The sequence below is a fragment of the Erwinia sp. 009765445 genome (assembly GCF_058137865.1).
The window spans coordinates 60,706-74,074 of sequence record NZ_JBYUWC010000020.1 but is presented as its reverse complement, the minus strand read 5'-3'; the positions used below and the strand labels follow the sequence as shown (position 1 = coordinate 74,074).

The 13,369-nt window shown below is 55.3% G+C and carries 15 protein-coding genes; 8 read left to right on the top strand and 7 right to left on the bottom strand.

Annotation, left to right across the window (positions count from 1 at the left end):
• The gene (gene tdh, locus AC3Y5R_RS19865) at positions 1–1,029 is read left to right on the top strand and encodes an L-threonine 3-dehydrogenase (protein WP_489922757.1); all 1,029 of its coding nucleotides are present in this window, start codon (positions 1–3) and stop codon (positions 1,027–1,029) included.
• Positions 1,030–1,080: 51 nt separating this feature from the next.
• Here tdh and AC3Y5R_RS19860 read toward each other — a convergent pair whose 3' ends face one another.
• The 4 genes from AC3Y5R_RS19860 to envC form a co-directional block, all read right to left on the bottom strand.
• The gene (locus tag AC3Y5R_RS19860; RefSeq protein ID WP_489922756.1) at positions 1,081–1,989 is read right to left on the bottom strand and encodes a hypothetical protein; all 909 of its coding nucleotides are present in this window, start codon (positions 1,987–1,989) and stop codon (positions 1,081–1,083) included.
• Positions 1,982–3,217, bottom strand: a complete 1,236-nt coding sequence (locus AC3Y5R_RS19855; RefSeq protein WP_489922786.1) for a glycosyltransferase — start codon at positions 3,215–3,217, stop codon at positions 1,982–1,984. Before AC3Y5R_RS19855 ends, AC3Y5R_RS19860 begins: the two co-directional genes overlap by 8 nt.
• 63 nt (positions 3,218–3,280) lie before the next feature.
• Entirely contained in the window at positions 3,281–4,216 is a 936-nt protein-coding gene (locus AC3Y5R_RS19850) for a divergent polysaccharide deacetylase family protein (protein ID WP_489922755.1), read from the bottom strand.
• A gap of 3 nt (positions 4,217–4,219) precedes the next feature.
• A complete protein-coding gene (gene envC / locus AC3Y5R_RS19845) occupies positions 4,220–5,527 on the bottom strand; it encodes a murein hydrolase activator EnvC (RefSeq protein WP_489922754.1) in 1,308 nt (435 codons plus the stop codon).
• 328 nt (positions 5,528–5,855) lie between these two features.
• Between envC and AC3Y5R_RS19840 the strand changes: the two genes are divergently transcribed.
• From AC3Y5R_RS19840 to cysE, 5 genes are read left to right on the top strand one after another with little or no spacing between them, the layout of a single operon-like run.
• Positions 5,856–6,287 (top strand): rhodanese-like domain-containing protein, encoded by a 432-nt coding sequence (locus AC3Y5R_RS19840; protein ID WP_158782269.1) that lies wholly within the window; start codon positions 5,856–5,858, stop codon positions 6,285–6,287.
• 16 nt (positions 6,288–6,303) lie between these two features.
• Positions 6,304–6,555 carry a glutaredoxin 3 gene (gene grxC / locus AC3Y5R_RS19835; protein WP_158782268.1) on the top strand — a complete coding sequence of 84 codons (252 nt, stop codon included), beginning with the start codon at positions 6,304–6,306 and terminating at the stop codon, positions 6,553–6,555.
• Positions 6,556–6,606: 51 nt separating this feature from the next.
• Entirely contained in the window at positions 6,607–7,071 is a 465-nt protein-coding gene (gene secB, locus AC3Y5R_RS19830) for a protein-export chaperone SecB (RefSeq protein ID WP_158782267.1), read from the top strand.
• Positions 7,071–8,090, top strand: a complete 1,020-nt coding sequence (gene gpsA, locus AC3Y5R_RS19825; protein ID WP_489922753.1) for an NAD(P)H-dependent glycerol-3-phosphate dehydrogenase — start codon at positions 7,071–7,073, stop codon at positions 8,088–8,090. Before secB ends, gpsA begins: the two co-directional genes overlap by 1 nt.
• 59 nt (positions 8,091–8,149) lie before the next feature.
• Positions 8,150–8,971 carry a serine O-acetyltransferase gene (gene cysE, locus AC3Y5R_RS19820; RefSeq protein WP_489922752.1) on the top strand — a complete coding sequence of 274 codons (822 nt, stop codon included), beginning with the start codon at positions 8,150–8,152 and terminating at the stop codon, positions 8,969–8,971.
• On the opposite strand, the gene trmL is transcribed toward cysE, so the two are convergent.
• From trmL to cpxR, 3 genes are read right to left on the bottom strand one after another with little or no spacing between them, the layout of a single operon-like run.
• Complete coding sequence (gene trmL / locus AC3Y5R_RS19815; protein WP_489922751.1) at positions 8,972–9,445, bottom strand: tRNA (uridine(34)/cytosine(34)/5-carboxymethylaminomethyluridine(34)-2'-O)-methyltransferase TrmL; 474 nt, start codon at positions 9,443–9,445, stop codon at positions 8,972–8,974.
• Between the two features lie 42 nt (positions 9,446–9,487).
• On the bottom strand, positions 9,488–10,864 hold the full coding sequence (cpxA, locus tag AC3Y5R_RS19810; RefSeq protein WP_158782263.1) for an envelope stress sensor histidine kinase CpxA: 1,377 nt from the start codon (positions 10,862–10,864) through the stop codon (positions 9,488–9,490).
• Positions 10,861–11,559 (bottom strand): envelope stress response regulator transcription factor CpxR, encoded by a 699-nt coding sequence (cpxR, locus tag AC3Y5R_RS19805; RefSeq protein WP_158782262.1) that lies wholly within the window; start codon positions 11,557–11,559, stop codon positions 10,861–10,863. Before cpxR ends, cpxA begins: the two co-directional genes overlap by 4 nt.
• A 151-nt stretch (positions 11,560–11,710) precedes the next feature.
• Here cpxR and cpxP point away from each other — a divergent pair, with 151 nt between their 5' ends.
• Complete coding sequence (cpxP, locus tag AC3Y5R_RS19800) at positions 11,711–12,220, top strand: cell-envelope stress modulator CpxP (RefSeq protein ID WP_489922750.1); 510 nt, start codon at positions 11,711–11,713, stop codon at positions 12,218–12,220.
• A gap of 119 nt (positions 12,221–12,339) precedes the next feature.
• Positions 12,340–13,236 carry a CDF family cation-efflux transporter FieF gene (gene fieF / locus AC3Y5R_RS19795; protein ID WP_489922749.1) on the top strand — a complete coding sequence of 299 codons (897 nt, stop codon included), beginning with the start codon at positions 12,340–12,342 and terminating at the stop codon, positions 13,234–13,236.
• Positions 13,237–13,369 lie beyond the last annotated feature (133 nt).

The following is a 13,369-nucleotide window of genomic DNA, read 5'->3' as shown; positions in this document are numbered from 1 at the left end:
ATGAAAGCATTAGCCAAACTGCGGGCAGAAGAGGGGATCTGGATGGTCAGCGATGCGCCGATCCCCGAGCCTGGTCATAATGACCTGTTGATTAAAATCCGTAAAACCGCCATCTGCGGTACGGATGTGCATATCTACAATTGGGACGAATGGTCGCAAAAGACCATTCCGGTGCCGATGATAGTCGGCCATGAATATGTCGGCGAAGTGGTGGCAATCGGCCAGGAAGTGAAGGGGTTTACCATTGGCGATCGTGTTTCGGGCGAAGGGCATATCACCTGTGGCCACTGCCGTAACTGTCGCGCATGCCGGACCCATCTTTGCCGTAATGCAATTGGCGTGGGGGTGAACAGGCAGGGCTGCTTCGCCGAGTATCTGGTGATCCCGGCGTTTAATGCTTTCCGCATCCCGGACAATATTCCCGATGAGCTCGCCGCCATTTTCGACCCCTTTGGCAATGCCGTCCATACCGCGCTCTCTTTCGATCTGGTGGGTGAAGACGTGCTGATTTCCGGTGCCGGGCCGATAGGCATTATGGCCGCAGCGATTTGTCGCCATGTGGGTGCCCGTCATGTAGTGATCACTGATGTGAATGATTACCGGCTCGGGTTGGCGCACAGCATGGGGGTAACGCGGGCAGTGAACGTTGGCAGGGAAAAGCTGACAGAAGTGATGCACGAACTGGGGATGACGGAGGGGTTTGACGTCGGGCTGGAGATGTCCGGTGCGCCAGCAGCCTTCCGCAGTATGCTGAGCGTGATGAACCACGGCGGCCGGATTGCGCTGCTGGGTATTCCACCGTCTGAGATGTCGATTGACTGGAATCAGGTTATTTTCAAGGGGCTGTTTATCAAGGGAATCTATGGCCGGGAGATGTTTGAAACCTGGTACAAGATGGCCGCGCTGATCCAGTCCGGGCTGGATCTGACGCCGGTGATCACCCATCGCTTCAGTATTGATGAGTTCCGGCAGGGATTTGACCAGATGCGCTCCGGCCAGTCAGGAAAGGTCATTCTCGACTGGCAATAAATGATCAGGGCCGGTAAAAGCGGCAAGACCCTCTTTTACCGGTTGCTCTTGTTACTGCTGTTTTTCTGCGTCAGTCAGGTAGCGCACTTTGCGCGTGTAGTCCTGGCCTTTAAACGTCAGCGGTGTGGCAGGGGATTCAAGGTATTTCTGCCATTCAGACAGAGGGAAGCCGCCATGTGCGCCAACCACCTCTTGCGGGATAACGGCCGTGTTGCCGCCGATTTTCTTCGACACCGGCCAGTTCATCCAGTCGCCCAGATTGACGGTTTTCAGATCCAGCAAATCCAGCAATGCCGCCAGCGGCAGCTGATCGGTTGGCGGCTGGGAATCGTCCATCAGCTCCCAGGTATCCTGGAACAGCGTCAGCCACAGCGGGCAGATTCGCTGCCAGGTCTGGCGGGTGGCGGCAAGAAATGCCCCGTTAACATGATCGACAATATACGGGCGGATGCTGTTGCGATAGTAAGCCGGGCGGTTTTCTTCGGGTGCCTTCATCAGCTTGGCAATCATTTTGCCCTGGCGGAAGCTGGAGTAGATATGCCCGTCCAGCATGCTGATTTCCGGCATCTGCAGCAGGTTCAGATCGGAATCGATCATCAAAACCCCTTCAGTCCGCGCCTGTAGCGGAGCCTGCAGCTTGATCAGGCGGCTGCGGTAAATCTGTTTGTAGCGGTAGCTCTCTTCACGAAAAGGCACCTCCAGCGTGACCACTCTGGTTTTAGGGGGAAGTTCGCCAAACTGTCCGGCTGGCTGATCGGTCACAATAACAATCTCTTCCGCTGCCGGAGCGAAACGGGAGGCAAAAAGTGCGCTGAGCAGGGCCTCTTCGACAAAGTCCGCGCCGGTACAGGGGATCACAATCGAGGTGACTGTCACCGTGCCCTGCACCTTATTTTGTTGATAAGAAAGGTTGTGACGGGCGCGAACGTGACGATACTGAGGATTCAAAAATTCAAACATGCGATGAGTTTCCGTGAGCCGCATTTTGCAAAATGGTTTCCACACCTGAGACGTACTTCTCAATGGCATAGTGTTCTTTCACGCTGGTGTTCGCCTGCAGCAATAACTGCTGGCGCTTTGCGGCATCAAGCCACAGCGTTTTCATCTGTTCATAAAGGGCCTGAATATCACCGTAGTCATACAGCAACCCGGTTTTATCATGCTCGATCAGCTCGGCTGTTCCCGTCACGCGGGAACCAATCACCGCTGTTTTCAGCAGCATCGCTTCCAGCACCACGCGGGGCAGTCCTTCACTTTTCGAGGCCAGAATAAACACGTCGAAAGCGGCGAGGTATTCCAGCGCATTGCTGCGAAAACCGGTGAACTGAACGCGATCGGCAATGCCTGATTGCTGAGCCAGGCGCTGCAGAGCTTCGTGCTCCGGTCCTTCACCGAGGATCACCATGCGCCAGTCAGCTTCGGGAAAGGTGGCTGCGAATTTCGCCAGCGCCTGCAGGCTGTGCTGATTGGACTTTCTGGCAATTAACGAGCCGATGCTACCAAAAACGAGTGTCTCCGGCTGCACGTTCAGCAGCTGGCGGCGCATCTCTTCGCGATCTGGTAGCTGCTGCCGGATATCAATGGCATTAAAGACGGTGAAACATTTTTCAGCCGCCACGCCGTGCGCCAGTAATACACTATGCACGCCAGTGGATACAGCAATCACAGCGTCGGCACGCTTGTTCACCAGCTCTACCAGTTCAGGGGTCAGGACGGGTTCAATCCGGCAGTGCTGCACCACGATCACGGGCAGTCCCGCAGCGGCAAGGTAGCCTTCGGCGTTCGATCCCGGCTGGTTGTTCATATACAGCATGGCAAAATTCTGTTGCACCAGCAGTTGCCGGATTCTGCTGGCATTCGGGTTGATGCGCCACAGGCTATCCACCAGGCGGGTCACTTTCTGACGCAGGCCACGGTGGAAAAACACCAGTGAGCGCAGCAGCTCTTTGCTGACTTTTGCCCAGCCAGGCTGGCGGCGTTGAGGCAGAAAAATGACAGGGATGTCGAGCGATTCGAGGACCTGCTTAATCGACTCGCCTTTGCCACGGGAGTAGTTGTGATAGAAGCAGCAGTGAATATCAAACCGGGTGCGGTCAATGCGCTTCAGTAGCTCAAGCATGCTGTTGGTGCCGCCGCCCCATTCGTTGCCGGTATCCAGCAGCAGGATCTTCTTACGCTGTTGTTCCATCACGCCGCTTCCGTATCCATGTATCCTGCGTCCCGCGTCAGGGGGCGGGACGCAACAGTAAGATTATGGGGTCTTTTCCAGGTCAAACTTCAACCCGGAAAAATTAGTTTTAATATAGCGAACACCCGCGCTGTCGGAAATGCTGTCTGCCACTACGCCCAATGCCCGGGTTGCTGGTACCGGCAGCACTTTAACCGGACAGCTCTGCGCACCCCGGAACGGATTACGCGGCGTGGCCGGTTTGTTTTCCACTGGCAGCGGCTTATGGCTGGTGTTCTGTGGCTCATTCAGCAGCTGGCTTGGGCGAACCAGAGTAATGTCTGCAGGTAACGTCGGCAACATCTGCTGCAGCACTTTTACCGTGGTCGGATGGGGATGACCAATAGCAATAGCAGAGCCATCCCGCTGAGCGAGGTGGACCGCTCGCATAAACTGTTTGCGGATATCCGCTTCGTTCTGCGTATCATCGAGGAACACCCGGCGTTTGATCACTTTAACGCTGGTTCCCTGAGCAGCACGGGTGGACTGGCTGTTACCGATAGTCATACTGTCGAGGAAGTAAAAATTATAGTGATTCAGCACCTGCATCACTTTCTGCATTCCTGACAGGCTGGAGGTCATTGCACTGCCCATATGGTTATTCAGCCCGACGGCATAAGGCACTTTGGCTACGGCTTCGCGGATAATGCGTTCCACTTCGGCGCTGGACATATCCGGCCTCAGCGTATCCTTTTCCAGCGGCTGTTTGCTGAGCGGGGCCATCGGCAGGTGGATCAGAACTTCATGACCGCTCAGATGCGCTTTAACCGCCATCTCACGGGCGTGAGTGGCGTTGGGCAGTACCGCGACGGAAACGGCCTTTGGCATCTGTAATACCTGATTTTCCTGCGCCGGGCGGTAGCCAAAATCATCGATAACAATGGAGAGTTTGCCGGCATGTGCCGAGCAGGCCATCAGCAGACCTGTCAGCACGCCGCTGATTTTACGGAGATGTGACAAAAGTTATTTTCCCAACCACGGTAGTGGATTGACGGCCTGTCCCTGGCGTCGGATTTCGAAATACAGTGAAGGCGTGCCCCGGCCGCCGCTGGTCCCCACCAGGGCGATTGGCTGTCCTGCCTTAACCTGGGTTCCCACGCTCACCAGCGCACTCTGATTATAGCCGTAAAGGCTCATATCCCCTTTGCCGTGTTCAACCACCACCACCAGGCCGTAGCCCTGCAACCAGTCGGCCATCAGTACGCGACCGTCGGCAATGGCTTTCACTTCGGTGCCTTCAGGAGCATCAATCACCAGACCTTTGTAGCGTAGCTCGCCCTGCAGCTGCTCGCCGAAGCGATGTTCAATGGCTCCGCGGATCGGCCAGATCGCCTGACCAGAGGGACGACCCAGACCGCCGGTACGCGCCATCAGTGAACGCTCACCTTCAGTGGGTTTGTAAGTGGTGCCTTTGCTCTTTGCCTGCGCTTCGCGGTCACGAACACGCTGTGCATCTCTTGCCTCTTTTTCAGCACGCGCGCGGGCTTCTCGCTCGGCTTTGGCAATTTTGTCCTGCAGGCGGCTTTCGTTCTGGCGCATCTCGACCAACTGGGCCTGATCTTTCTCCAACGAGGATTCAAGCGTGGTCAGGGTCTTCTTACGGGCGGCGCGGGCACCTTCCAGCTTCTGCTGCTGGCCCTGTTGCGTAGCCAGCAGGGATTTCTGCTGCGTCTGTTTGTCCACCAGAGTGGCTTTTTGCGCCGACAGATCGCTGCGGGTCTTTTTCAGATCGTCTATAGATTTCTGGCGAGCGTCATTGAGGTAGCCGAAGTAGGCCAGAATGCGTTCACTACGCTGGCTCTCCTCTCCGCTGAGGATCAGCTGCAATCCGCTGTGCTGGCCCTGACGAAAAGCGGCATCCAGCTGTTCGGCCAGTAATTTCTCCTGGGCGTCCTGCCGGGCCTGCAATTTGCTGATTGAAGCGGTCAGTGCCGCAATGTCTTTATTCAGAGCGGTGAGGGAAATTTGCGTTTCGCGTAGCTGTCGGCTGGCCTGGGCAATGATTTTTTCCTGGCTTTGCAGCTGATCGAGCAGTTTGCTGCGCTGCTGTTTCTGCTGCTGCACGCTCTTCTCTTTAGCAGCGATGTTTTGCTGAATGCTCTTCAGCTCAGACTTGTTATCGTCGGCAGCCTGGCTGGCTGCAGGCAACAGCAGAAGGCCAGCGCAGAGCACGCTGGCAGAGAGGCTGAACACGGCAGATCGTAACGGAACGCCTGCGGCCGCTCCATTACCCTGGGTTCGTTGAATTGAAACTGTCGCTTTTTCCCTCATAGGACGAGGATTATTCCACGATGAACAGCAGCTTACCAGTCATCTGTGGGGGCATTTGCGTTTCCAGTGGTGACAGACCGCTGGTTCAGGTGAGGCGGGGGAGTGTCAAAAAGCTCACCGGAAGGGATTAAGTAGTACAACATTTCGCCGCTTAATAATGAGGCTGTCGCAAGTCGACAGCAGGTTTTACACTTAACGCAATTTTTTTTGAGGATCTGCCCCAGAAAACGTAACTCTGACCGCATCACGACTGTACATGAGAACACTGGCAGGTATACTCAGAAGCCTTGTTTTAGCTTATTAACCCTTTCGGGAGTTGTTACCCCTCATGCAAGATATTATGCAGTTCGCAGGCAGCCACACCATTCTCAGTCTGGCGTGGGTTGTTCTGCTGGTTCTGGTGATCGTGACCACCGTTAAGGGCATGTTCTCCAAGATAAAAACGATTAGCCGCGGTGAAGCTACCCGTTTAATCAATAAAGAAGAAGCCGTGGTAGTCGATGTGCGTTCCCGCGATGACTTCCGTAAGGGCCATATTTCGAATTCGATCAACGTACTGGCTGCCGACATCAAAAAAGGCAGCTTTGGCGAGCTGGATAAACACAAAGCGCAGCCGCTAATTGTTGTCTGTGCTAACGGCACTTCCGCAGCCGATCCTGCTGCACAGCTGAACGCTGCCGGTTTCGAGCAGGTTTACGTCCTGAAAGATGGCGTTTCCGGCTGGAGCGGTGAGAACCTGCCGCTGGTACGCGGTAAATAATATTTGGAGGTACGGCATGGCAAACGTTGAGGTCTATACCAAAGCAACCTGTCCTTTCTGCCATCGCGCTAAGGCGCTACTGAGCCAGAAAGGGGTGAATTATCAGGAAATTGCCATTGATGGCGATGCCGGTAAGCGTGAAGAGATGATCAAACGCAGCGGCCGTACCACCGTCCCACAGATTTTTATCGATGCACAGCATATTGGCGGCTGTGACGACCTGTACGCGCTCGATAGCCGACAAGGTCTCGACCCGCTCTTAAAATAAAACGGGCGAGCAGCGCAATAACGGATTATTAAACATATAGGATTACGTAACATGTCAGAACAAAACAACACCGAGATGTCTTTCCAGATCCAGCGTATCTATACTAAAGATATCTCCTTTGAAGCACCTAACGCGCCTGCGGTTTTCCAGAAAGAGTGGGAACCAGAAGTGAAACTGGATTTGGATACGGCTTCCAGCCAGCTTGCAGATGACGTGTTTGAAGTGGTTCTGCGTGTCACCGTGACCGCAACCGTCGGCGAAGACACCGCGTTCCTGTGCGAAGTGCAGCAGGCTGGCATCTTCTCTGTCTCCGGTATCGAAGGCAACCAGATGGCGCATTGCTTGGGTGCATACTGCCCGAACATTCTTTTCCCGTATGCACGTGAATGCATCACCAGCCTGGTTTCCCGCGGTACCTTCCCGCAACTGAACCTGGCCCCGGTTAACTTTGACGCGCTGTTCATGAACTATCTTCAGCAGTCAAACGAAGGCGCCGCACCTCAACAGGATGCCTGATGCCACAAGCTAATGCTTCAATGAGCGTCATCGGTGCCGGTTCGTACGGCACCGCTTTAGCTATCACGCTGGCCCGCAACGGCCACAACGTCGTGCTGTGGGGTCATAACCCACACCATCAGGCACAGCTTCAGGCTGACCGCTGTAATACGGCTTTCCTGCCCGATGTTCCCTTTCCTGATTCGCTGAGCCTTGAAACCGACCTGGCGACCGCTATTGCGGCCAGTCGCGATCTGCTGGTGGTTGTACCCAGCCACGTATTCGGCGATGTGTTACAGCAAATCAAACCACATCTGCGGGCCGATTCCCGCATTGTCTGGGCCACCAAAGGCCTGGAGAAAGAGACCGGGCGGCTGCTACAGGAAGTGGCGCGCGAGATCCTCGGCGGTCAAATTCCACTGGCGGTGATTTCCGGGCCGACGTTTGCCAAAGAGTTGGCGGCAGGTATGCCAACAGCCATTGCTCTGGCAGCAACTGATGCCGTTTTCGCGGAAGATCTGCAAACTCTGTTGCACTGTGGCAAAAGTTTCCGCGTGTATAACAATCCGGATTTCACCGGCGTTCAGCTCGGGGGAGCGGTAAAAAACGTTATCGCTATTGGTGCCGGTATTTCTGACGGTATTGGCTTTGGGGCCAATGCGCGTACGGCGCTGATCACCCGCGGCCTGGCGGAAATGACCCGTCTGGGCATTGCGCTGGGTGCCGATCCCACAACATTTATGGGCATGGCCGGACTGGGCGATCTGGTGCTGACCTGTACCGACAACCAGTCGCGTAACCGCCGCTTCGGCATGATGTTGGGGCAGGGATCGGACGTTGAAACGGCACAAACCACCATCGGCCAGGTGGTGGAAGGTTTCCGAAATACTAAAGAGGTTAAGGTTCTGGCCGCGCGCTGTGGCGTGGAGATGCCGATAACCGAGCAAATTTATCAGGTATTGTATTGCGAAAAGAGTGCGCGGGAGGCAGCATTGAGCTTGCTTGGACGCACCAGAAAAGATGAGAACAGCGCCAGCTGAGACAGGGCGCTGTAGCGAACCGGCGTCGACCGGACGCGCTATTTGATGGGGAGAGAGTAATGCCGTGTGTAGAGCCTGAACTGGTCTGGGATTATATTAAAGCGGAAGCGCGGGCCCTGGCGGACTGCGAGCCAATGCTGGCCAGTTTTTACCACGCCACGCTGTTGAAGCATGACGACTTGGGTAGCGCGCTGAGTTATATGCTGGCCAACAAGCTGGCGAACCCCATCATGCCTGCCATTGCCATCCGTGAGATCGTGCAGGAAGCGTACAGGCAGGATCCGTCGATGATCCAGTCGGCCGCCTGCGATATCCAGGCGGTGCGCCAGCGCGATCCTGCCATTGATAAATACTCCACGCCATTGCTCTATCTGAAAGGTTTTCACGCCCTGCAGGCCTACCGTATTGGTCACTGGCTGTGGAATGAGGGACGACGGGCGCTGGCGGTCTATCTGCAGAATGAGGTGTCAGTTTCCTTCGCCGTGGATATCCATCCGGCGGCCAGAATTGGCCGGGGCATCATGCTCGACCACGCTACCGGCATCGTCGTGGGTGAAACGGCGGTGATTGAGGATGACGTGTCGATTCTGCAGTCGGTAACGCTGGGCGGAACCGGCAAAACCTCCGGCGATCGTCACCCAAAAATCCGCGAAGGGGTGATGATTGGCGCAGGCGCCAAAATTCTTGGCAATATCGAAGTGGGCCGCGGGGCGAAGATTGGCGCGGGTTCAGTCGTGCTGCAGCCTGTTCCTCCGCATACCACCGCTGCTGGCGTACCGGCGCGTATCGTCGGTAAACCGAACAGCGAGAAACCGTCGATGGATATGGATCAGCACTTCAACGGCATGGTTCCGGGCTTTGAGTTCGGCGACGGTATTTAACTACTCTTTGATCAGCGCGCCAGCATAATCCAGCTGGCGCCAGGCTTCGTACACTACCACTGAAACCGCATTCGACAGATTCATACTGCGGCTGTCTGGCTGCATCGGAATGCGGATCTTCTGCTCAACAGGCAATGCGTTCAGTATCTCTGCTGGCAGTCCCCGTGTTTCCGGTCCGAACAGCAAATAATCCCCGGCCTGATAGCTTACCGCGCTGTGTGCAGGCGTTCCTTTAGTCGTCAGCGCAAACAACCGCTGAGGAGCTTCCGCAGCCAGAAAAGCGGCATAGTCAGCATGGTGCTGAATGGCCGTGAATTCGTGGTAATCCAGCCCGGCACGGCGCAGGCGTTTATCATCCCAGGCAAAGCCGAGCGGCTCAATCAGGTGCAGACGGAAGCCGGTGTTGGCGCACAGGCGGATGATATTGCCGGTATTGGGGGGAATTTCAGGTTCAAATAATACGATATTCAGCATCGACAGCGGCCCTCATGAACGAGGGCCGAAGCATAGCAAAGATCAGTTGTTGCTGGTATAGAGCGGCAGCCAGATCGTCAGACGAAGACCTCCTAACGGGCTGTCATCAGCCTTCACCCAGCCACGGTGTTGCTGGATAGCGGTCTCCACAATTGCCAGCCCTAACCCGGTCCCTCCTGACTCACGGTCACGGGCTTCGTCGGTACGGTAGAACGGACGGAAAATTTGTTCGCGATCTTCCGCGCTGACGCCCGGACCATCGTCATCTACGTGAATGGTGATGCCCTGCTTATCAACTGAGAAGCTGACCATAATTTTCGACCAGGAGTAGCGCAGCGCATTACGGACAATGTTTTCCAGCGCGCTGTCCAGCGCACTCGGGTTGCCATACAGCGGCCACGGGCCAGGCGGATAGGGGACTTCCAGCGTTTTCCCCATCTGCTCGGCCTCAAAGCGTGCGTCATCCAGCACGCCTGACCACAGGTGATTGGCTTTCATTGCCTCACTGACCAGCGCGTTCTTGTGCTGCGTGCGGGAGAGGACCAGCAGGTCATTGATCATGCCGTCCAGACGCTGGGCTTCCATCTCAATACGCTGCAGCTCTTTCCCTTCGCCCTGGCGGCGACGCATCAGCGCGGTCGCCAGTTGCAGACGGGTCAACGGAGTGCGCAATTCGTGGGAAATGTCCGACAGCAAACGCTGCTGAGCGGTCATCATCCTTTCCAGCGCGCTGACCATCTGGTTAAAACTGGAACCCGCAGCCAGAAACTCCTGCGGACCGGATTCCAGTTCCGGGCGCTGGCGCAGGTTCCCTGCGGCCACATCATCCGCCGCATGTTTCAGCTTACGCGCCGGTTTTGCCAGGCTCCATGCCAGCCACAGCAGCAGCGGAGAGCTGATCAGCATGGTGACAATCAGCAGCAGCAGCGGGCGGTCGAACAGCAGGTTAATAAAGTCGAGCTGCGAGCTGCCAGCTGGACGGATAAGATAAAGTTGGTAGTTATCCTCGCCGTCCTGCACCGAAAAGGGGCCGATCATCTCAACCCGGCCATATTTCTTTTTCTGCGGATGATCGGCGTTATCGGACTGGCCGATAAAGTTACGGATCACCTGCATTTCGCTGTGCTGTGCGCCAATAACGCGCCCTTCACTGGTGACCAGCAAAAGGCGCTGGCCAGGAGGAGCCCATTTATCAATGGCGCGGAATAACCTGCGCCACCACATCAGGTCGTTTGGCGGATCCTGCATCAGCTCCGCCTCAACGTGTTGCTCAATCATGATGCCCTGACGCTGCTCGTTATCCAGCAGCGGCGTCATCTGGCGGGTATCCAGCTTGGGCACCATCAAAACCAGCATCAGCACCAGTGCCAGGGTCAGCCAGAAAATGGCGAAGATGCGGGTGGTCAGACTTGAAATCATGTAGCGGAAACCATCAGATAGCCCCGGCCACGCAGCGTTTTAAACCACGGATGACCGTCTTTGCGATCCGGCAGTTTGCGGCGCAGGTTTGAAATATGCATATCGATGGCGCGGTCAAACGGTGTCAGGCGTTTGCCCAGTACTTCCTGGCTCAGATGCTCACGGGAGACGACCTGCCCCAGATGCTGAGCCAGCAAATACAACAGGGTAAACTCCGTGCCGGTCAAATCCAGCGCCAGGTCGTCGAAACTCGCTTCCTGACGGCCCGGATTCAGGCGCAGATTGTCCACTTCCAGTGTCGGAGAGCTGTTGTCGTGCAATTGTTGCTGCTCGCTCCAGTTTGACCGGCGTAAAATAGCGCGAATACGGGCTACCAGCTCACGATCGTTAAACGGCTTCGGCAGATAGTCATCGGCACCCAGTTCCAGCCCCAGAACGCGATCCAGCTCGCTTCCTCGGGCGGTCAGCATAATGACCGGCGTCTGGTGCTGCTGGCGCAGTTCTTTCAGGGTATCAATGCCGTTTTTCTTCGGCATCATCACGTCAAGTAGCAGAAGATCTATTGAGCTGTCCAGCAGGGCCAGTGCCTGTTCGCCGTCACCGGCAACCGTCACGTCAAACCCTTCCATTTCAAGTAATTCTTTCAGTAGCGAAGTCAATTCGCGGTCATCGTCAACCAACAGGATTTTATTCATTTTTATTGCCCTCCGCAGGCAAAATACCGTGAACGAATGCTGTCATTCCATGACTTTACGTAGTTTTACACCGCCTGACGCATGTTTGCAGCTGGTTCCGTAGACTCATTTTCGTTGAATCGAAATATGGAAACCAACCTGGGAGTTAACGATGCGCAAAGTTACCGCCGTCGTTGTGGTACCGGCGCTGATACTGAGTTTTTCCGCCGCGTGGGCCACAGAAGTGACGACGACTGACGAGATGCATCACGACAACGCGGCGCCACGCAGTATGACGCAAATCCCGCAGAGTCACATGTTTGATGGCATCAATCTCACTGAACAGCAGCGTCAACAGATGCGGGATCTGATGCAGCAGGCGCGTTATGAACGTTCTCCCATAAGTATTAGCGATTTAGAACAACTGCACGACATGATTATCGCAGATAAATTTGACGAAGCGGCCTACAAAGCCCGGTTGGATCAAATAGCACAGGCGGAAGTTGCCCGGCAGGTCGAGATGGCCCGCGTTCGCAACCAGATGTACCACCTGTTAACACCAAGCCAGCAGGACGTTTTGAACCAGAAACACCAGCAGCGCATGAGCGAAATGCGCAAGCTAACGAACATGCAGCAGGCGTCATCGCTGCAGGCAGTGAGTAGTATCGGCAGTAACCAGTAACATAGTATCCCTGTTTTTCCTTGCCATAGACACTATCCCTGTCTTCCCCGCCATGATGGCGGGGTTTTTTTTGTCCCAAATCCAGTATACTTAGCGCACTGAACTGAACGGAGTGTGGCATGGAACAACACTACGCGCGCCTGGTGAACTGTGCTGCGCTGGCGGCAACGACCCTGGCTTCGCTACTGCTGTTGGTGAAAATTTTCGCCTGGTGGTATACCGGTTCGGTCAGCCTGCTGGCGGCTTTAGTGGATTCCCTGGTGGATATCGCTGCCTCTCTGACCAACCTTTTTGTGGTGCGCTACTCCCTTCAACCCGCCGATGAAGAACACACTTTTGGCCACGGTAAAGCTGAATCCCTCGCCGCGCTGGCGCAAAGTATGTTTATTTCCGGTTCTGCATTGTTCCTCTTCCTGACTGGCTTGCAGCACATGGCCACGCCCAATGAAATGCGGGCGCCACTGGTCGGTATTGTGGTGACTTTAATTGCGCTGTTTTCAACGATGGTGTTGGTGACTTTTCAACGCTGGGTGGTGCGGCGGACGCGCAGCCAGGCCGTGCGGGCCGATATGCTGCATTACCAGTCCGACGTGATCATGAATGGCGCGATTTTACTGGCCCTGGCGCTAAGCTGGTATGGCTTCAAACGTGCCGATGCGTTGTTTGCGTTGGGTATTGGCGTTTATATTCTCTACAGTGCATTGCGGATGGGCTACGATGCGGTGCAGTCGCTGCTGGACAGAGCGCTGCCGGAAGAGGACCAGCAGGAAATCATGACTATCGTTTCCAGCTGGCCGGGTGTGCAGGGAGCCCATGATATTCGTACACGCCAGTCTGGTCCTACGCGCTTTATTCAGTTGCATCTGGAACTGGACGATCATCTGCCTTTGTTCCAGGCTCATCAAATTGCTGAAGAGGTGGAGCAGGCTCTGTTAAAAGGTTTTCCCGGCGCGGATATCACCATCCACCAGGACCCCTGTTCGGTGGTTCCCGAACAGCATCCGCATGAGCTATGATTTCCAGTAAAATAAATGGCTTACCATTACAGTGTAAAAAACGTGACGTAGCGCAAATAATTTAGGCGAATGATCACTGACCTGAATCAATTCAGCTCACAGGCTTTGATATACTATTGCCATTATCAGTCCG